Raw genomic sequence first — 18,059 nt, 5'->3', positions numbered from 1 at the left:
TATTATAATTGAAAATTTGATATTATATGCAAAACACTAAAGTATATTTAATATTCAAAATCATATTTTTCACTTTTTTATATGATTCTTTTATATCTATTTAACTTTAATATTATATAAAAATATGTTTAAAATTAGTCAAAAATAAAATATTTCTTGCTTTAGTATAATAAACACTTGTTTCAATTATTTAGCATTAAGCATATACAAAAAATATTACTACTTTCGTTTTAATATACTTAGACATATAAACAGTTAGTAAAAAACACTTAAATTAAGGAAGTAATTTTCTTATTACTTCCTTAATTTCTTTATACTTTCTAAGACATTATATAATTTTATTTATACTCTACATGTAACAATTTATGTACCTTGTCTTTTAATAATCCTGAATATAATGTTTTCATCAACGGATTATCATTAGAACGTTTTATGCTGCTCATTTTATCAGCTTTATATAATCCAGCACTACGTTTTAATTTTCCCTCATTATTTTGGAACGGCTGACCGCCACCAGAAATACATCCACCTGGACATGCCATAACTTCAATAAAGTCATAATGCACTTCACCAGATTTTATCTTTTTAACAAGATTTTCTGCATTCTTCAACCCACTTGCTATTGCAATTTTTACTTCACGATCACCAACATTAATACTTGTTTCTTTAACACCTTCCAAACCTCTAACACCATCAAATACAATAGCATTTAATATAGTACTGGATTCATCTTCTAAAATTTTACGTAAAACAGCTTCTGTGACACCACCTGTTACTCCAAATATAACACCACCTCCACTGCTAAGTCCAAACGGCATATCAACTGCTTCAGGTTCTAATTCAGAAAATACAATTCCTGCTTCTCTTATCATACTAATAAGTTCTTGTGTAGTTATTACATAGTCTACATCAGGAACACCATTTTGTTTAAACTCATCTCTTTTTGCTTCAAATTTCTTTGCAGTACAAGGCATTACTGCTACATTTACAACTTTCTTATCAGAATTCTTGTAATGTTCTTTAATTACAGAAGCAAACATTTCCATAGGAGATTTACATGTAGAAATATTTTTCATTAAATCCATATGATTATTTTCTACATAATTTATCCATGCAGGACAACATGATGTGAATAATGGTAATTTTTCATTTTTTTCAAGTCTTGAAATAAGTTCTGCTGATTCTTCTAATACTGTAAGGTCAGCTCCTGTTGAACTATCAAATACGTTGTCAAATCCCATTCTTCTAAGCGCTGCTACTATTTTACCCATTGCATTGCTTCCATTTTCTTGTCCTAATTCTCCATTAATTCCTACTCTTACGGCAGGTGCAATTTGAACTATAACTTTTGTATTTTTATCACTAAGCTCATCCCAAAGTTTAGCCGTATCATTCTTAACTACAATAGCACCAGTAGGACATACAGCTGCACATTGACCACATCCAACACAATTTGAATTTGCTATAGGTTCGTCAAATGCAGTAGTTACACTCATATTAGAGCCTCTACTAACAAAATCAATAGCTCCAACATTTTGTACTTCTTCACACACTCTTACACAATCGCCGCATAGTATACATTTACTTTTATCTCTTACAATACATGATGACGAGTCATCTATTTGTTCATTTTTAGAAGTATTATTAAAGCTTACTTTCTTTATGCCAAATCTCTTTGCTAAATCCTGAAGCTTACAATGACCATTTTTTTCACAAGTTGTACAATCTCTGCAGTGGTTTGCAAGCAATAATTCAAGAATATTTTTTCTATACTTTCTAAGCCTAGGAGTATTTGTAAATATTTCCATACCTGCTTTAGGCGGAGTAGAACAAGCTGCTTCTATACCACCATGTTTATTTTCTATCATACACATACGACATGCTCCATAAACCGAAAGCTCCGAATGATAACAAAATGTAGGTAATTCAATACCGATTTTTCTAATTAATTCAAGAATATTTTTTTCACCATTTATTTTAACAGGAATATTGTCTATAATCATAAAATTTCCATTCATTCTATTAATCCTCCTTTATAGCTTTAAATGCACAAGCATCAATACAAGTACCACATTTCACACATTTATTTTGATCAATTTCAAATGGACTTTTAACTTTACCAGAAATCGCCCCAACAGGACAAAGTTTAGAACACTTTGAACATCCTTTACAAATTTCTTTATCAATAAATATCTTTTTAAGTTTAGTACATGTTTTTGAAGGACACTTTTTATCAACTATATGAGTTTCATATTCATCACGGAAATTCTTAATAGTACTAACAACTGGAGATGAAGCTGATTTTCCAAGTCCGCATAATGCTGTTGAAGATATAGTATCCGAAAGTTCTAATAACATATCTATATCTTCCAATTTACCATTGCCTGCAACAATATCTTCAAGAATTTCAAGCATTCTCTTAGTACCTTCACGACATGGAACACATTTACCACAAGACTCGTTACGAGTAAAGTTCATGAAAAATCTAGCAACTTCCACCATGCAGGTATCTTCATCCATAACTACTAAACCACCAGAACCTATCATAGCTCCTACTTTTTTTAGTGAATCAAAGTCAAGTGGCAAATCAAGATTATCAGTTGTAAGACATCCTCCTGATGGTCCTCCAATTTGTACTGCCTTGAATTTTTTGCCGTCTCTTATTCCTCCACCTATATCAAATATTACTTCTCTCAAGGTAGTTCCCATTGGTACTTCAATAAGTCCTGTATTTTCAATGTTTCCTGTTAAGGCAAATGCCTTAGTACCAGGACTATTTTCAGTTCCAATTTCTCTATACCATTGTGCTCCTTCATCAATAATTATTGGCACATTTGCAAAAGTTTCAACATTATTAAGCACTGTTGGTTTATTGAAAAGTCCATGTTCAACAGTTCTTGGAGGTTTTACTCTAGGCATTCCTCTTTTTCCTTCTATAGAAGCTGTAAGTGCACTTCCCTCACCACATACAAAGGCACCTGCACCTTTATTAATTTTAATATCAAAACTAAAATCTGTTCCAAGAATATTTTTACCTAATAATCCGCATTCTTTTGCTTGTTCAATTGCATTAGCAAGTCTGCTTACAGCAAGAGGATATTCTGCACGAACATAAATGTAACCTTCCTTTGCACCACAGGCTATAGCTGCAATCATCATTCCTTCAAGTAATCTATGAGGATCACCTTCCATTACACTTCTATCCATAAATGCACCTGGATCACCTTCGTCACCATTACAAACAATATATTTCATATCTGCATTTTGACGTTTTACTTGACCCCATTTACGACCAGTAGGAAATCCTCCGCCTCCACGTCCTCTTAAATTTGACTCATCAATTTGTTTAATAATTTCATCCGAACTCATATCAAATAATGCTTTTTCAAGTGAAGAATATCCACCTAAAGCTATACACTCTTTTATTGAAGTTGCATCTATATGTCCACAATGTTTAAGAGCTATTCTAGTTTGCTTTTTATAAAAAGGAATTTCTTCCTGCTTTTTATATATTACACCATCTTTTTTGTATACAAGTCTTTCCACACATTCATTGTTAAGTATAGTTTTATCTAAAATTTCTCCACAATCCTCTGGCTTTACTTTTATGTACAAATATCCAAATGGTTCAATTCTTATAAGAGGACCCATTTCACAAAATCCATGACATCCACTTTTTTTAAGTCCAACTGATTCATCATGTGAATGTTTTTCAAGCTCTACTGTACAATTTAGATTTCTTTCTTTCATTAGCTTTAAAAATTCATCATATATTTTCAATGAACCACCTGCAACACATCCAGTACCACCACATATAAGAATCTTTTTGCTCTGCATTTTAAGACTCTTTTTATACTCATCTCTAGCATTAATTAAATCATTTCTATTAAGAAGCATACTATTTTTCCTCCTTAAGTGAATTTAAAAGCTCTACTACTTTATCAGTAGTCATAGCACCATGTACTTGATCATTAACTGTAATAGCAGGTGCTAGTCCACAGGCACCAAGGCAAGAAACCGTTTCCACAGAAAATAGTAAATCATCTGTTGTGGTTTTAGTTTCTGAAAGTTTTAATTCTTTTCTTATTTTATTTAAAATGGGAATTGATTTTCTTACATGACAAGCAGTTCCATCACATACCTTTATTATAAATTTACCTTTAGGATCTAAAGAAAAATTTTCATAAAAGGTTGCTATACCATATATTTTTGCTCTGCTCATACCAAGCTTTTCTGAAAGATATTGAAATATTTCCTTAGGCAAATACCTATACACTTCTTGAATGTCTTGAAGTATTGCAATAATATTAGTAGATTGAAAGTTATGTTTTTCTAATATAGTATCTACATCACTATATTTAAACATATTTTCCATGAATATCATCTCCTTATATGTTATTTAATTAAATTAGTTATTGATGATTTCTTTTTTAACTTTTGTCTCTTTTTAGCAACTCAATAACTATTAAAAACTTAAATATAGTTATTTTTTTAACAATTATTTTTAAACAATTCCATAATTTTTTTAGCCATACAATATATGATTAATTTTAATTTTAGGTTTTAAACTCTTGATATTACTTTAATCATAACTACTACTATATAGTACTATATTTCATTCACAATTTCAACATTGTATAGTATTTTTACAATAATAGTTTATTAATGTAAATTTGCTATATTATTTTTGATAAAAATTTAACTCTTATGATTCTATTTTTTTAATATTCTCAATCGCCAAACAAACTATAATAAAATTTAATTTATATAATTTTTTAACTTTAAAAATAAAATATGTGTCGATTGAAAATACTATTTTATAATTTTTATTGATATATTTGCTAATTAGAAGAGTATTTTCTTGAAAAACATGCAGATTATTTTACAAGAAGTATATTTTTGTCAAAACATTATTGTTATACCTAATCTATATTGCCTTAATCATAATTATAATTAATAGTACTCTTTTCATAAATTTACTATAAGCTTCATTTTTCGATCATTACTTTCTACAATTTATAACAGAAAACATTGTTAAACTTACATTAATCTGATTAGATAAAATATTTAATAAAAATATAATGATAAAATTCTTATTTTATTTATACTTCAATTAAATATTGCATAGTTTTATTTATAGCATCTTTATTAAAATATTTTTCATATTTTTCAACATATTCTCTATCTAAATTGTATCTATGTAAAATTTACACCATTTTGCTTCTTCTTTGCAAGTCAATTTACAATTTCCACGCTTTATGCAATGTAAATCTGGATTCTTATATTTACTTTTAAGGTTAATTTTCACATGCATACAATTAGTGCATATCTTGTTTATTAAAGCATTGTTTTTCTTCATTATAACCACCTATTTATTTTTTTTATTCTAATCTATTACTTCGTTTGAAACTATTGTAACATTAGCTAAAATTACACATCAATATATAAAAATAAATATTATATCTCTATTAAAACTCTTTATACTTATATCTGATTTACTACTCTAATTTCTTATAAATTTATTAAAAATTAGCTCTAAATTTTAATTTTGCATCCCAGGTTATTCAATCTTTAATTCTACACATAATAATATCACTATCATCTATTTCTTTTACTATTGCAGTAATATTGGAAGATTTATCAATAGATTGATTAAATCCTTTTCTATCTTCATATATAACTTTAAATTCTGTTACTAAACCTATTTTTAGGATACCATTTATAGCATCACCTCTTTTCTCATTTTTTTCCAATAACTCTCTACAAAAATATTAGAAATAAACATAAAAAACCATCACACATTCATGCACTTTAAATTCTACATAATGTGTGATAGTTTTTTATATTTTTCCCATATAAAAACCACCTAAAATAGGTGGCTTAAATCAATAATTTACTAAATAAAAATCCAAAATACCGTTACCCTAATTTTGACACCTATCTCTCCGATAGGTGGGTGCCCTCACAGATGTTTCTATCAATCCCAAAGCCGTAAAAAGGTCTCACAAGGAAGTACATATCTGCATCTAAATTTTGAACTCCCATTTTAGTAATGTAGGTTCAAAATATAGAGTTTATCGAATATTCCAGAAATCATACAAATTCATGGTGCAGAAGACGGGACTTGAACCCGTACGATTACTCACACGCCCCTCATGGTGACGTTATGTTATGGTATGTTATGGTATGTTTTGAAATGAAAAATCACCATTCCAAGTAATTTCCAAATCAAGTTTTGGATTACCATATTTACCCATCGCCCCACTATTAGTTATGGTTATCTTATCCAGAAGCATAGTCATATCAGAGTTTGTAAATTTTCTCCTTAATACTATATCTCTTAACACGTCTATGGTCTTGATAATCTTATCTCTTTCTTTTTCTTTATATTCTTTTGAAGATTCCAGACTCTTGAGTTGTAATTGATATTTTTCAATATCTGAATTAACTTCAGCTGCAAGTTCTTCAAAGATATCTTCAGTTATAATTCCTTTAGCTTGTTGTCTTAAATAACTCTTCAACTCTTCTCTTTTATTATAAATGTTTCGTTTCAGAAATTCAATCTGTTTATCATAATCTTTTTTGTGATCTTGTTTTTCTTTAATAGCATCATCTATAACTTGAAGATTTATCTTAGCATCATCAATTAAATCTAATATCTCGTTTGAAACTAGTTCATCTAAATCATCTTCAAATATTCTATGTCCACTACATAATTGACTACCATATCTGTGAAAACTTGCACATACATAGGTAATCTTTTTAGTTCCATCATGATTTGTATGTCTTCTGGCTACAAAGCCTTTACCGCAATCTCCACATTTTAATATACCAGCATATTTATGAATTTTTTCATTCTTAGCACGAATGTTATTGTCATACCTACTCTTAGAAAGAGTAGATACAAGATCAAAATCTTCCTTACTTATTATTTTCGGAAGAAAATTCTCATGTATAATTTGCTCATTCTCTGGCACATTAATTTTATCCCCCTTCATTTCTGTGAGTTTAGTTACTCCACATCTTAAAGTACCTATATACGCATCATTATGCAATATTCTTCTTATGCTTGTCTCATACCAAAGCTCTTTCCTGTCCCAAGTTGGTTTACCTTTATAACCAAATTTTTTTATCTTATGCATAATCGGTGTATCTATCTTATGCTCATTCAAATATTGAGCAATTTTCTTACATCCATAACCCTCGATATAAAGTTTAAAAATCAATCTTACTACATCTGCTACTTCATCATCAATTATAGTTTTATTCTTATTATTTGGGTCTTTCATGTATCCATAATGTGGTACAATTACTATACCATCTTTTTGTTTCTGTTTTAAACTGGATTTAATTTTTTTACTCAAGTCTGTAATATACATTTCATTAATCCAAGTTTTAATACCAATCATTGTATCATCGCCGTCGTCACTATCATAATTATCATTTTTTAGTAACAATCTTACATTATTTCTTGCGAGATATTTGACAAACAAAATAGTCAAAGCATTATTTCTTCCAATTCTTGATAAGTCCTTTGCAATTAATACATCTACTTCTCCAGCATCAATTAACTTTTGTAATTTGGATAGTTCTGGTCTTTCAAATATGTACCCACTAACATTGTTATCAGCAAAGATATCTATAAGCTTAATTCCCCGCTCATCTGCATAAGACTGCACTATCCTTCGCTGTGATTCAATACTTTCTTTTTTATTATCCTCATCTCTTGAAATTCTAATATATCCATATGCCTTTATTGGCTTCATATACATCAACTCCTATTCTTTTTACAGTTACCAGTATTTATGTTGTATCAATGTTAACTCAAGTTGCCTTTTAATCAAGATGTTTGTCAGATTTTAAGTGATTTATTATAATTTTTTTTATTATGTCTTGCCACCTTGATTTTTTATTGGACATATGAGTTACTTTGTTAAGTCTAGGATGTTCACCTGCTTGAATAAATTCTTCCTTTATTAGAATTTTCTCATTTTTAACAAACTCTTCCTTAGGGTTAAATATCTCCTCTGGCTTAAAAGAAACTAATGAACTTTTGGACATAAAGCTCAACTCCCAAAATCATATTTGAAGCTATCCTTGTAAACTTCATGTCCTTATAAAATTTCTCAATCATATACTCCAAAATTAATACTCAGTTCTATCCCCAAAAAGTAATATGGCAAGTTTTTATTCTTTTTCTTAGTCCAAATCCTTATTTTTACCCCTTCGCATATATCATACTTTTAACACATTGCATATAAAGGCATAAAAAATACACCTAAACTATTTAGTAACGATAAAACTATCTTAATAATTAGCTTAGGTGTACTTTTTAAAAATTAAAAAAAGGACAGCTTACAATTGTATGCCATCCTTGTAATTTTATTATTTGAAATTTAAAACTTCATAAAAATATTTCTTTCTTGATACCATAATAGCTTGATGTGGCTGAAATGTTTGAACCTATTAATATTTCAGTAGTCAATTCTTAATTTTTTACGCGTTAATGATTATGTTTTAAATTACTACTTAATTGAGCTGATTGTTTTATCTATGCCGAGAATATGCTGCAATGCCACTGCTATGACTGTCTCAACTGGGTAAAGTTCTATTACCCCCTCCTTATTCTTTACAGCTATACTTGTACCATTTTTTATTACTCTATTTTTCTTCATTGCTACCCCTCCATATTACTTTCATATAATCTAATCCATCGAAATAAAGTAGGCTTACTTATTTTTAACAACTTGGTCATCTCAACCTTAGTTATGATACCTTCTTTCATCTTTGTATAATACTTGAAGAATTCTTTTGGAAGATCTTCTATTTTTTTATATTGTCCACCAAACCATTTTCCAGTCTTGGTTTTACCTGTTTCCTTGCATCTTTCAACTCCTTGCCTTACAAGTTCGGAAATACGTTCTCTTTCTATTTCTGCAATTGCACCAAGTATTGTTAACATAAACTTATAACTATCACCATTAGTAGAAATCCCTTCTTTTAAAAAGTTAACTGTAACTCCTTTATCAATAAAGTATGCACATAAGGAGCGTAAGTCATCAACATTTCTTGCAAGCCTAGAAATTGATTCAACATAAATTATATCTCCTTCTTTTGCATCTAGCATTAGCTTATTTAATTCAGCTCTATCAGTATTTTTTCCTGATATCTTATCAATATAAGACTTAGTAAATTTTATCCCAAGCTTATCTAATTGAAAATCTTGCCTACCTACAGACTGCCTTTTTGTAGATACCCTTTGATAATTATAAATGGCTATTTTATATCACCTACCTTTCCAATATTGCTAATTGAACTTAATAAAAGTAACGCTAAACTAGGATGTGTTGATGTTACCTCTGTATATAGTAAAAGGCAAGGCTTATCGAGGGTATTTTATTAATTTTTGGAGTAAAGCTAAACTATAACTTGATGTAACCCTATGAATAACAATATTTTCCTATGACATTAGAGTTTTTTAGAACTTCCCCTCATCCAACATAGCTACTAATTTTTCACAAATAAATAAACTAGCAAAATTAATTACTAGTTTATTACTTACGCTACTAGATGAATTTATTAGTAATCGCTATCAACGTTAACATATTATATAGAGCTAAAATCGATTGTGTTAAATTATTGATTTTTACTTTTTATTATTATCTATCGTATACTAGTTTTTTTTAAAGTTTTGATTTATTTTATATAGAAACCCAAGCTTAAGAACTTTCTTCATATTTATATAGTATTTAGATCACATTGAAATTTACTTAGTGCTTAAAATAATACATTTTTCAAAGCTAGCTATTATTAAAATTCAATTTATTGCCGTATACCAATTCACTATTAAAAGTTAATTCTACCTAAAACATATAAAAATACACCTTACTTGTAAGCAATACTTAAATGCTTTTGCTTTTAAAATAAGGTGTACTTTTTTTAGTTAAATTTAATTACGATTAATGAATATAATAAGAATATTGCGATGCAAAAACACTACAGAATTTAAAATTAATTTGTAAACTTAAATTCCTTTAGTACTCTGTAAAGATTTACTACAAAACATATAAAAAATACTACTGAGATTATAAAAAATTCTGTACGAGTTCTAATAAAATGATGGGTTAATCATTGTACCATAAACCATATAGATAGAAGGATTAAACTTATAGCACATATAATTTTACTAATTATCATCTCAATATCCTCCTTAATAATTTATGATTTTAATTTAATATCTATAGTAATTACAGATTGATTTACTGATGTGCTACATAATAAGATTGTTTATTAGTTTATATGAATAATTAGTCTGTTTTCAGGATCTCTTTTCCATTAGCATAAAAACATAACATGCTTCAGAGTATCCTTCACGGTAAGCATTTATCTTGTCTTTGTAGTAGCAGCCTGTAAATCCAAATTCTCACTTAGCATCCTCTCGCGTCCCCAATTAAAAATAACTTCCAATGCAGGCACAAGTTGTAGACAGTTATCCGTTAATGAATATTCTACTCGAGGCGGAATCTGGTTAAATTCCACTCTGTTCACAAGCCCGCTTTCTTCCAAACTCTGCAGTGACCTTGTAAGCATAATATTCGTAATCCCAGCTATATTTCTTTTAAGCTCATTATAACGCATAGTTTTGTTTTGATATAATTTCCATATTATTGGGAGTCTCCATTTTCCACCGATAATATTCATAGCATATATCATCACGCAGTTTCTCTCATTAATAGCTTCTTGTTCTTTATTCTCTGACATAGAATCCTCCTGTGTAGGGCACAATAATGTGCGTACTTGTATATTTGTTCCCGATTGCTTATATTTATAATAACATCCAATATATCAAAAGAAAAGTAAAATTCAAATAGAAATAAGAGAGGAAGATAAAGATGAAAAGAAATCAAATTCATACTGACAAAGCAGCTAAAGCCCAAGGACCTTATTCACAAGCTATTGAGTACAATGGTATCGTGTATGTTTCTGGAATTATAGCCATTGATCCACAAACGGGCGTTCTCTCTGGTGCAGTTGAGGAGCAAGCAGAGAAGATTCTGACCATTATGCAGGCGGTTCTTGAAGCAGCAGGTAGTTCTATGGATAACGTACTTAAGACAACTGTATTCCTCAAGGATGTGAATGACTTTGCAAAAGTAAATGAAGTTTATGCAAAGCATTTTAGAGAACCATATCCTGCACGAATCTGCGTGGAAGTATCAAAAATACCATTAGGATCATTGGTTGAAATAGATGCCATAGCACATAAATAGTTAGGGGGAAGAGATATGTTGAAATATTATGTAGTCGATGCATTTGCAGATAAAATTTTCGAAGGAAATCCGGCTGGAGTATGCATAATGGACCAATGGATTCCTATAGAAAAAATGGAGAAAATAGCAATAGAGAACAATCTCTCAGAAACAGCTTTTGCTGTAAAGGAAGGGGATACATATGGATTAAGATGGTTTGCTCCTGGTGGGGAGGTAGACCTTTGCGGTCATGCAACCCTTGCAACATCATATATTTTATTTAGGTTCTTTGAAACTGATGCCAATGTACTCCATTTCAATACCAAGCAAATGAATTATCATCTGGTGGTTACAAAGAAGGATGATTTATATGAAATGGATTTTCCAACCTCCATACCTGAAAAGTATCACTTAACAGATCTGATGGTTGATGCATTAGGTGCAGTTCCGATTGAGGTACTTAAGACGAGTAGAGATTTAATATTTATCTTTGATTCTGAGGATACTGTGAAGAATTTAACACCGGATTTTTCAAAGATAAAGGAATTTCCAGAAGGTTTATCTGCATTTGTAACCGCAAAAAGTGAGGGGTTTGATTTTGTTGCCAGAGCATTTTGGCCAAAGATAAATATCAATGAAGATCCTGTGTGTGGTTCAATGTACTGCTGTCTAATTCCGTATTGGAGAGAAAGAAACGGACTTGATAAAATGGTCGCAAGACAAGTATCTAAGCGTGGTGGCACGGTTTACTGTGAGTTTTGTGGCGAAAGGGTGAAACTAAGTGGTAGAGCAGTTCTTTATGCCATTGGAAATATCTGTGTTGATGAAAAATAGATAACTGTAAATTTCTTTGAAAATTTGCATTCAAAACTTAAAGATTTATCAAGTGTGTCTTACAATTTAAGCGAAAATTTTATGAAAATGAGATAATATTTAAAAAGATATTATCTCATTGAGGAGGAATATAAATGAGAACTATTCAAATGTCATCATTTGGTGAACCTGAAGTCTTAAAATACATAGAAATTGATGAACCTATACCCTCTATTAACGAAGTGCGTGTAAGATTGTTTGCTGCAGGTGTCAATCCTAATGAAACGTATATCCGTACTGGTACTTATTCTTTCTATATTCCTGAGTTGCCGTACACACCTGGGTTTGATGGGGCTGGAGTTGTGGATGCAATAGGCGAGGGAGTAACTCATCTCAAAGTAGGAGATCGTGTTTTTGTATCTGCATTGCTTGCAAAACGGAGTACTGGAACATATGCAGAAAAAGTAGTTTGTGATGCAAATGTTGTCCATAGATTGCCAGAGTCCGTATCCTATCAGGAGGGTGCGTCTCTTGGAATCCCAGCATTAACTGCTTATCGAGCACTATTTCATAGGGCCAAGATTAAACCAGGTGAAAATGTTTTGATTCATGGTGCAAGTGGTGGGGTTGGTTCGTTGGCAGTACAAATGGCTAAAGGAATCGGAGCAATAGTAATTGGAACCGCAAGTACCGATGAGGGCAAGTCTTTGGTTAAAACTTCAGGAGCTGATTATGTTCTCAATCATATAACTGAAGATTCCATAAGTAAAATAGCTGCGTTAACAAATGACAAAGGACCAGATGTCATTATCGAGTTTTTGGCCAATATGAATTTAGAGAATGACCTGAAGACGATTGCGCCATATGGTCGTATTGTTGTTGTTGGCAATAGAGGAAATATCGAAATCAACCCAAGATTGGCAATGCTTAAAGAAGCTGATATATTAGGTATGTCCCTTTGGAATGTAAAGCCTAATGAATACAAAGAAAGTTTATATGCTGTTTCGGCCTTTCTACAATCTGGTATTTTGCATCCAGAAGTTGGAGAAGTGTTGTCCTTAAAGGACGCTGCAAAAGCACATGAACAGATAATAAATAAAAAAGCACATGGAAAGATGATACTTTCCATCGATTAAAAGGTAAGGAATATAGAGCAGATTTTTAAGTAGTCTGCTCGTTTTTTAATTTAAGGAATATTTTAGTTACATATAATTTGTATATACGGGAGGTGGGTAGCCCTCTGACATAGGCGTATTAGAAACAAATACAGATTTGTTATGCGGTAGGTCAAAGTTAATAAATTAGTTTATGACCTTTAGTTCGCAATAACTTACCATTACGTTATAACACTCTATATAATATTATCACTATCCACTATACTTTGGAATCGACTTTTTAGAATTGAAGATTATACATTATTTATATATAAATAACATTTAAATTAATTGTTTAATCCATTTCATCCTTTTTTACTATAGATAAATCAAGATTATTGTATATATCCATAATTACATTATTTTTACCAATATACTTAGAAAGCAAATATTTAATTTCTTCTGATCTTTCATCATCATTATTTCTAGTTAAGGACATTTCCGTATCTCCAATATATAAACTTGTATCAGAACTTGCAAGAATACCCTTAACTTTTTCTAGATCTAATAAGTTCCTACTTAATCGATATATATCTGCTACTATTACTGCATCATATAAATTTTCCTGAATTTCATTCAATAATTTCTTAAACTGAAAACGATTTTCAATTTTAGAACCACTAGCAATCTCTTTGTAAATTGTGTATTTCCAACCTTTTTCCTTACATATTTTAACCAACATAGCTTGTTGCTTGTTTAAATAATCATTCCCATCTCCTGAATATGCTTGACGTAAATAAATCGCTACTTTATTAATATTCCTTGACATAATGTTCACTCCCAAAATTATATTTGAAGTTATTTTTTAACTTCATACCTATATAACCTATATCAAGAAACAAGTCAAAAATAATTTTTATTTTGCATAAATTTTGTAATTCTCTTCTACCATATCATACTTATTCATTTTAAAATTGCTGTATTGCCTTGCAACAGTTCCACTTTTCAAGATCAATCCTATCTAAAGAATATAAAAATACACCTTACCTAAAAGTAATACTTAAAAATACTCATGCTTCTAAAATAAGGTGTACTTTTTTAATTAATTCTACTATTGCATAATATTTACATCAAAGTATACATAATACTCCATATAATGTGTGATATATTGATAAGTACATATAGTGATAACGTAGCTGTAATTATTATGTTCGACTGATAAAACTGCTTTTCGGTAGCCTTCTTCATTCTCACGTATACCCCAAGTAGCAGGACCATTGGGACTGCTAGCCTAATAACTAGACTTGCTAATTTCCTATCATTTACTAATGATGTCCTGATTGTATTAGCCTCCAAAAACATACCAGTTTCAACTAAGAGAAAAGTGAATGTTATATTAATTACACATAGATTAATCTTAAATTTTTGAATTTTTACTTCTACAAAGAATATAAAATAAATAGTTTAAAAATTACTACTAAATTGGTACACCGATTGATTATACTGTATTTCTTGTAGTCGCGCCAATACTTAAGTCTAAATGTACTCATAATTTTAATTAAGAAGCTTAATTTACAAAATATTTAAATTTAACCAGATTAAAAAATAACTTTTTTTAAATTTCAAATTTTCTAATAACACTACTTAAGTCTTCTGAAATTTTTGCTAAGAGCTTGCTTGACTCAGCAATTTCATGAATAGATGCAGATTGTTGTTCAGCTGCTGCTGATATAGTCTGAGTTTCATCTGCTACCTGTGTACTTATATTTTTAATGTCATTTATCGAAGAAACTGCTGCCTTAGCCTCATTTGTAATTGCATTAATAGAATTTGAAACATTATAGACTTGGTTTGATATTTCTCTTACCATTTTTAAAATTTCAGAGAAGCTTTGTCCAGCGATATTTACAACATCCGTTCCTACATCAACTTCTTTTTTACTTTCATTCATAAACATAACCGCACTTTTAGTTTTAGATTGTACATCACTTATTATTGTTGTAATTTCTTCTGTAGAACTTTGAGATTGTTCAGCTAACTTTCTAATTTCATCTGCCACTACGCTAAACCCTCTTCCAGCTTCACCAGCTCTAGAAGCTTCTATTGCTGCATTCAATGCAAGAAGATTTGTTTGTGAAGATATACTTTCAATAACTTCAATAATTTGTCCTATCTTTTTGGATTTGTTTTCAAGATCACAAATTATGTTTGAAGTATCATCAGTTTTTTGTTCTATTATTCTCATTTGTTCAATTGATCTATCTATAGCTTTCTCTCCTTCATTGACTGAACCCTTAGCCTTATCAGTTAACTCAGAAACTAAATTTGTATTTTGAGAAACATTATATATTTCATTAGACATCTTTTCTACAGATTCAGAAGTAGTAGTAGATAATACACTTTGTTTATCAGCACCTTGTGCTACATCAGTCACAGAATCAGCAACAAGATTTGATGCATCAGCTGATTGCTCTGTACTCGCAGACAATTCTTCTGAAGATAATAACAGTTGTTCTGATGTATGTGTAAGTTGTTTTATTAAATCTACAATGTTTTTAGTCATTAAGTCTAAAGCATTAGATACTAATCCAAATTCACTTTTATCCTGAAGATTTACTTCTGGTATTTTGTTAGAAAAGTTTCCTTTTGATAACTCACCTATAAAAACAACAAAATCATTTAAGCGTTTAGTTATACGCTTAGTAATTATTAATCCAAGAAGAATTATTATAATAGCTGCTAAACTTACGATACCTATAAATATTCTTAATGCAAATACAAAATTAGCTTGATTCTTTTTATTTATTTCTTGTGCAACTTCTTTATTATGGTCACCCAGTTCAATCATATTTTTCATAAAAGCTTCAACAGAAGGGTCAACTTCTTTTTTATACAATTCATATGCTTCAGTATTTTTGTTTTGATTAGCTAAATCTAGAACTTTTTTTCTTCCCTCTCTATACTTACTTAAATTTCCTTCCATTTCATTAATCTTATTATTTTCAAATGCGTCTAATTTCATTTTTTTATATGAACTAATATAATTATTAAATTCAGAAGCGCGAGAATCTATATCTTTGAGTAACATTTCATTTTCATTTTTATCAGATGTTACCATAAGCCTATAAATATCAGCAGATATTGCACGGGCTTCTATTCGAGCTTCATTTATACATTCACTTGACACTAACCTTTCACTGTACATTGTGTTTATTGCATTATTAGATAATGATAAGAATATATAACCAATTATTCCTATTGTAATTAAAGATATTAAAGAACAAGATATAAGCAATGCTAATTTTTTACCAACTTTTAAATTGTTTATCCATTTCATACATAACCCTCCATGTTCTAAAAATTTTTCTGTAATTTCTAAATATATATTTTTTATATAATCAATTAACTCCCTCCATAAGCTTTTCTAAAATTAAAAATAATTACTATTTGGTAAATTTCATCAAAATAGTAATTATTCACTTACAATACTATCTCCAAATTTCTCAAGTGCCCAAGTATAAGAAATTTGTAATTGTTTCCTCAAATATTCATTTATTTAAATAAAAAAATACTATTTTAATACTTAAATTATCAACTGAAAGCATCTTATATTTACATTTTCATTCCAAATTATACTTATTTTCTAATATAAGTGAGGCTAACCTTATAAAATTATCACCTATCATATTAATCGTTTCGACAAGAATATTTTGCAAATACATAATATTTTTATTAAAAAGTGCTCTTTATAGTGATGTATTAAATATATTACTTACGGGAGCTTGTCAACCTAGTTAACTCATTTGCTATCCCTGTGACCTCCTGTATACTTGCATTAACTTCTTCGATAGCAGCTGTCTGTTGTTCAGTGGTTTCTAATGTTAAATTTGATGTTTCAACAGTCTTATCCACAGAATTCTGTATCTTATTAGTAAGTTCTACTATCTTTAAAGCTGTATTCTTTGAGTTTTCTGATAGTTTTCTTATTTCTGTTGCAACTACTCCAAATCCTCTTCCTGCATCACCAGCTCTTGCTGCTTCTATTGCAGCATTTAATCCAAGCATTTTGGTTTGGTCAGCTATACCTTTTATTAAATCCAATATTGAATTAATTTCCATTGATATTTTCTTTACATTAATAGTTTCTTCACTTAGAACATGTTGATTATTACTAACGTTAACTGAAGATGCTGCCAACTCTTCCATTGTTGCTGAGATTTGCTCAAAATTTTCGGAAAGTACTTGTGATGTTCTTCTAAGCTTCAATTCCTCATATCCTATTCTTGAAAGTGAGTTCGCCACAATATATAAAACTTCTGCTGCTGCTTTTACATTTTTTTCTGTTACAACCTTAACTTTGTTTACGGCATCTATATATGCGTCTTCATTGACCCCTATCTCATTTGCAGTTTTTCTATATCTTGATTCTTCTGGTTTAGAGGTTAAAATTTGTCCACCTAAAATTGTTCCTATTTGCTTCCCATCTACTAGTATTGGGGCTGCAAAATCTATTAAGCCGGCATGACAAGTATAAACATATGGCTTTCCTGTTTTTGATGCTTCTTCTCCACCTCTTTTGTGTGATTCTGCACATCTATCATCACCAATTTTAGTAGAATGAGTAAAGTCCATACAAAATTTTGTATATGAGCTTGGTTTAGTTACAGGATTTCCATTAATATCTACAGTTACACTGGCAATATCCATACTCTCAGCAAAGTTATCTTGAAACTTTTGTAGTAAACCAATATCAATAACATCTTTTATTTCAAGTAAGTTTAAATCAAAATTATTCCCCTCTATTAATTTAAGCATAAATTACCTCCTATAGTTTATTTCTTAAGTAAGCGATGGAACAAACACCGTCATGTAAAATAACTTCTCATTTGATATACTTTATTAA

17 protein-coding genes and 1 other RNA gene are annotated in these 18,059 nt (G+C 29.9%); 3 read left to right on the top strand and 15 right to left on the bottom strand.

Going from position 1 to position 18,059, the window contains the following annotated elements:
- Positions 1-338: 338 nt before the first annotated feature.
- From EG57_RS0200070 to EG57_RS0200035, 11 genes are all read right to left on the bottom strand, one after another.
- Positions 339-2,018 (bottom strand): [FeFe] hydrogenase, group A, encoded by a 1,680-nt coding sequence (locus EG57_RS0200070; protein ID WP_032075295.1) that lies wholly within the window; start codon positions 2,016-2,018, stop codon positions 339-341.
- A 4-nt stretch (positions 2,019-2,022) separates the two neighbouring features.
- Positions 2,023-3,897 carry an NADH-quinone oxidoreductase subunit NuoF gene (gene nuoF, locus EG57_RS0200065; RefSeq protein WP_032075294.1) on the bottom strand — a complete coding sequence of 625 codons (1,875 nt, stop codon included), beginning with the start codon at positions 3,895-3,897 and terminating at the stop codon, positions 2,023-2,025.
- A 1-nt stretch (position 3,898) separates the two neighbouring features.
- The gene (locus EG57_RS0200060; RefSeq protein ID WP_032075293.1) at positions 3,899-4,375 is read right to left on the bottom strand and encodes an NADH-quinone oxidoreductase subunit NuoE family protein; all 477 of its coding nucleotides are present in this window, start codon (positions 4,373-4,375) and stop codon (positions 3,899-3,901) included.
- An 810-nt stretch (positions 4,376-5,185) separates the two neighbouring features.
- Positions 5,186-5,359, bottom strand: coding sequence for a hypothetical protein (locus EG57_RS26455; protein ID WP_161782688.1), 174 nt, complete (start codon positions 5,357-5,359; stop codon positions 5,186-5,188).
- Positions 5,360-5,564: 205 nt separating this feature from the next.
- Positions 5,565-5,753 carry a hypothetical protein gene (locus EG57_RS0200055; protein WP_032075292.1) on the bottom strand — a complete coding sequence of 63 codons (189 nt, stop codon included), beginning with the start codon at positions 5,751-5,753 and terminating at the stop codon, positions 5,565-5,567.
- A gap of 148 nt (positions 5,754-5,901) precedes the next feature.
- Positions 5,902-6,096, bottom strand: a non-coding RNA gene (gene ssrS / locus EG57_RS25625) — 6S RNA.
- Between the two features lie 83 nt (positions 6,097-6,179).
- Positions 6,180-7,766 (bottom strand): recombinase family protein, encoded by a 1,587-nt coding sequence (locus EG57_RS0200050; RefSeq protein ID WP_032075291.1) that lies wholly within the window; start codon positions 7,764-7,766, stop codon positions 6,180-6,182.
- Between the two features lie 70 nt (positions 7,767-7,836).
- Positions 7,837-8,061 carry a hypothetical protein gene (locus EG57_RS0200045; protein ID WP_032075290.1) on the bottom strand — a complete coding sequence of 75 codons (225 nt, stop codon included), beginning with the start codon at positions 8,059-8,061 and terminating at the stop codon, positions 7,837-7,839.
- 464 nt (positions 8,062-8,525) lie between these two features.
- Positions 8,526-8,675 (bottom strand): hypothetical protein, encoded by a 150-nt coding sequence (locus tag EG57_RS26450; protein WP_161782687.1) that lies wholly within the window; start codon positions 8,673-8,675, stop codon positions 8,526-8,528.
- A 2-nt stretch (positions 8,676-8,677) separates the two neighbouring features.
- The gene (locus tag EG57_RS0200040; RefSeq protein WP_032075289.1) at positions 8,678-9,274 is read right to left on the bottom strand and encodes a recombinase family protein; all 597 of its coding nucleotides are present in this window, start codon (positions 9,272-9,274) and stop codon (positions 8,678-8,680) included.
- A 1,109-nt stretch (positions 9,275-10,383) separates the two neighbouring features.
- Positions 10,384-10,761: a winged helix-turn-helix transcriptional regulator gene (locus tag EG57_RS0200035; RefSeq protein WP_032075288.1), complete on the bottom strand. Its 378-nt coding sequence runs from the start codon at positions 10,759-10,761 to the stop codon at positions 10,384-10,386.
- 131 nt (positions 10,762-10,892) lie between these two features.
- On the opposite strand from EG57_RS0200035, the gene EG57_RS0200030 reads away from it, so the two are divergent.
- The 3 genes from EG57_RS0200030 (at position 10,893) to EG57_RS0200020 (ending at position 13,198) form a co-directional block, all read left to right on the top strand.
- On the top strand, positions 10,893-11,270 hold the full coding sequence (locus tag EG57_RS0200030) for a Rid family detoxifying hydrolase (protein ID WP_032075287.1): 378 nt from the start codon (positions 10,893-10,895) through the stop codon (positions 11,268-11,270).
- Between the two features lie 15 nt (positions 11,271-11,285).
- Positions 11,286-12,083 (top strand): PhzF family phenazine biosynthesis isomerase, encoded by a 798-nt coding sequence (locus EG57_RS0200025; RefSeq protein ID WP_108849516.1) that lies wholly within the window; start codon positions 11,286-11,288, stop codon positions 12,081-12,083.
- Positions 12,084-12,217: 134 nt separating this feature from the next.
- The gene (locus EG57_RS0200020) at positions 12,218-13,198 is read left to right on the top strand and encodes an NADPH:quinone reductase (RefSeq protein ID WP_032075286.1); all 981 of its coding nucleotides are present in this window, start codon (positions 12,218-12,220) and stop codon (positions 13,196-13,198) included.
- Between the two features lie 313 nt (positions 13,199-13,511).
- On the opposite strand, the gene EG57_RS0200015 is transcribed toward EG57_RS0200020, so the two are convergent.
- The 4 genes from EG57_RS0200015 to EG57_RS0200005 all read right to left on the bottom strand — a co-directional run bounded on the left by EG57_RS0200015 (position 13,512) and on the right by EG57_RS0200005 (position 17,971).
- Positions 13,512-13,985: a recombinase family protein gene (locus tag EG57_RS0200015; protein ID WP_032075285.1), complete on the bottom strand. Its 474-nt coding sequence runs from the start codon at positions 13,983-13,985 to the stop codon at positions 13,512-13,514.
- 296 nt (positions 13,986-14,281) lie between these two features.
- A complete protein-coding gene (locus EG57_RS27410) occupies positions 14,282-14,557 on the bottom strand; it encodes a DUF5658 family protein (protein WP_414629336.1) in 276 nt (91 codons plus the stop codon).
- Positions 14,558-14,771: 214 nt separating this feature from the next.
- Entirely contained in the window at positions 14,772-16,493 is a 1,722-nt protein-coding gene (locus EG57_RS0200010; RefSeq protein WP_032075284.1) for a methyl-accepting chemotaxis protein, read from the bottom strand.
- A 431-nt stretch (positions 16,494-16,924) separates the two neighbouring features.
- A complete protein-coding gene (locus EG57_RS0200005; protein WP_032075283.1) occupies positions 16,925-17,971 on the bottom strand; it encodes a PocR ligand-binding domain-containing protein in 1,047 nt (348 codons plus the stop codon).
- Between the last annotated feature and the right edge of the window lie 88 nt (positions 17,972-18,059).

The organism is Clostridium drakei (assembly GCF_000633595.2).
GTDB classification, from domain to species: domain Bacteria; phylum Bacillota; class Clostridia; order Clostridiales; family Clostridiaceae; genus Clostridium_AM; species Clostridium_AM drakei.
Note: the sequence above shows the minus strand (reverse complement) of the source record. Positions and strands in the feature narration are given on the sequence as shown.

What these genes read in the sequence shown, in the direction of transcription:
- EG57_RS26450 (WP_161782687.1), bottom strand. Translation starts at nt 8,675, where the DNA reads ATGAAGAAAAATAGAGTAATAAAAAATGGTACAAGTATAGCTGTAAAG.
- EG57_RS26455 (WP_161782688.1), bottom strand. Translation starts at nt 5,359, where the DNA reads ATGAAGAAAAACAATGCTTTAATAAACAAGATATGCACTAATTGTATG.
- EG57_RS0200020 (WP_032075286.1), top strand. Translation starts at nt 12,218, where the DNA reads ATGAGAACTATTCAAATGTCATCATTTGGTGAACCTGAAGTCTTAAAA.
- EG57_RS0200070 (WP_032075295.1), bottom strand. Translation starts at nt 2,018, where the DNA reads ATGAATGGAAATTTTATGATTATAGACAATATTCCTGTTAAAATAAAT.
- EG57_RS0200035 (WP_032075288.1), bottom strand. Translation starts at nt 10,761, where the DNA reads ATGTCAGAGAATAAAGAACAAGAAGCTATTAATGAGAGAAACTGCGTG.
- EG57_RS0200005 (WP_032075283.1), bottom strand. Translation starts at nt 17,971, where the DNA reads ATGCTTAAATTAATAGAGGGGAATAATTTTGATTTAAACTTACTTGAA.
- EG57_RS0200045 (WP_032075290.1), bottom strand. Translation starts at nt 8,061, where the DNA reads ATGTCCAAAAGTTCATTAGTTTCTTTTAAGCCAGAGGAGATATTTAAC.
- EG57_RS0200050 (WP_032075291.1), bottom strand. Translation starts at nt 7,766, where the DNA reads ATGAAGCCAATAAAGGCATATGGATATATTAGAATTTCAAGAGATGAG.
- EG57_RS0200025 (WP_108849516.1), top strand. Translation starts at nt 11,286, where the DNA reads ATGTTGAAATATTATGTAGTCGATGCATTTGCAGATAAAATTTTCGAA.
- EG57_RS0200030 (WP_032075287.1), top strand. Translation starts at nt 10,893, where the DNA reads ATGAAAAGAAATCAAATTCATACTGACAAAGCAGCTAAAGCCCAAGGA.
- EG57_RS0200060 (WP_032075293.1), bottom strand. Translation starts at nt 4,375, where the DNA reads ATGGAAAATATGTTTAAATATAGTGATGTAGATACTATATTAGAAAAA.
- EG57_RS0200015 (WP_032075285.1), bottom strand. Translation starts at nt 13,985, where the DNA reads ATGTCAAGGAATATTAATAAAGTAGCGATTTATTTACGTCAAGCATAT.
- EG57_RS0200010 (WP_032075284.1), bottom strand. Translation starts at nt 16,493, where the DNA reads ATGAAATGGATAAACAATTTAAAAGTTGGTAAAAAATTAGCATTGCTT.
- nuoF (WP_032075294.1), bottom strand. Translation starts at nt 3,897, where the DNA reads ATGCTTCTTAATAGAAATGATTTAATTAATGCTAGAGATGAGTATAAA.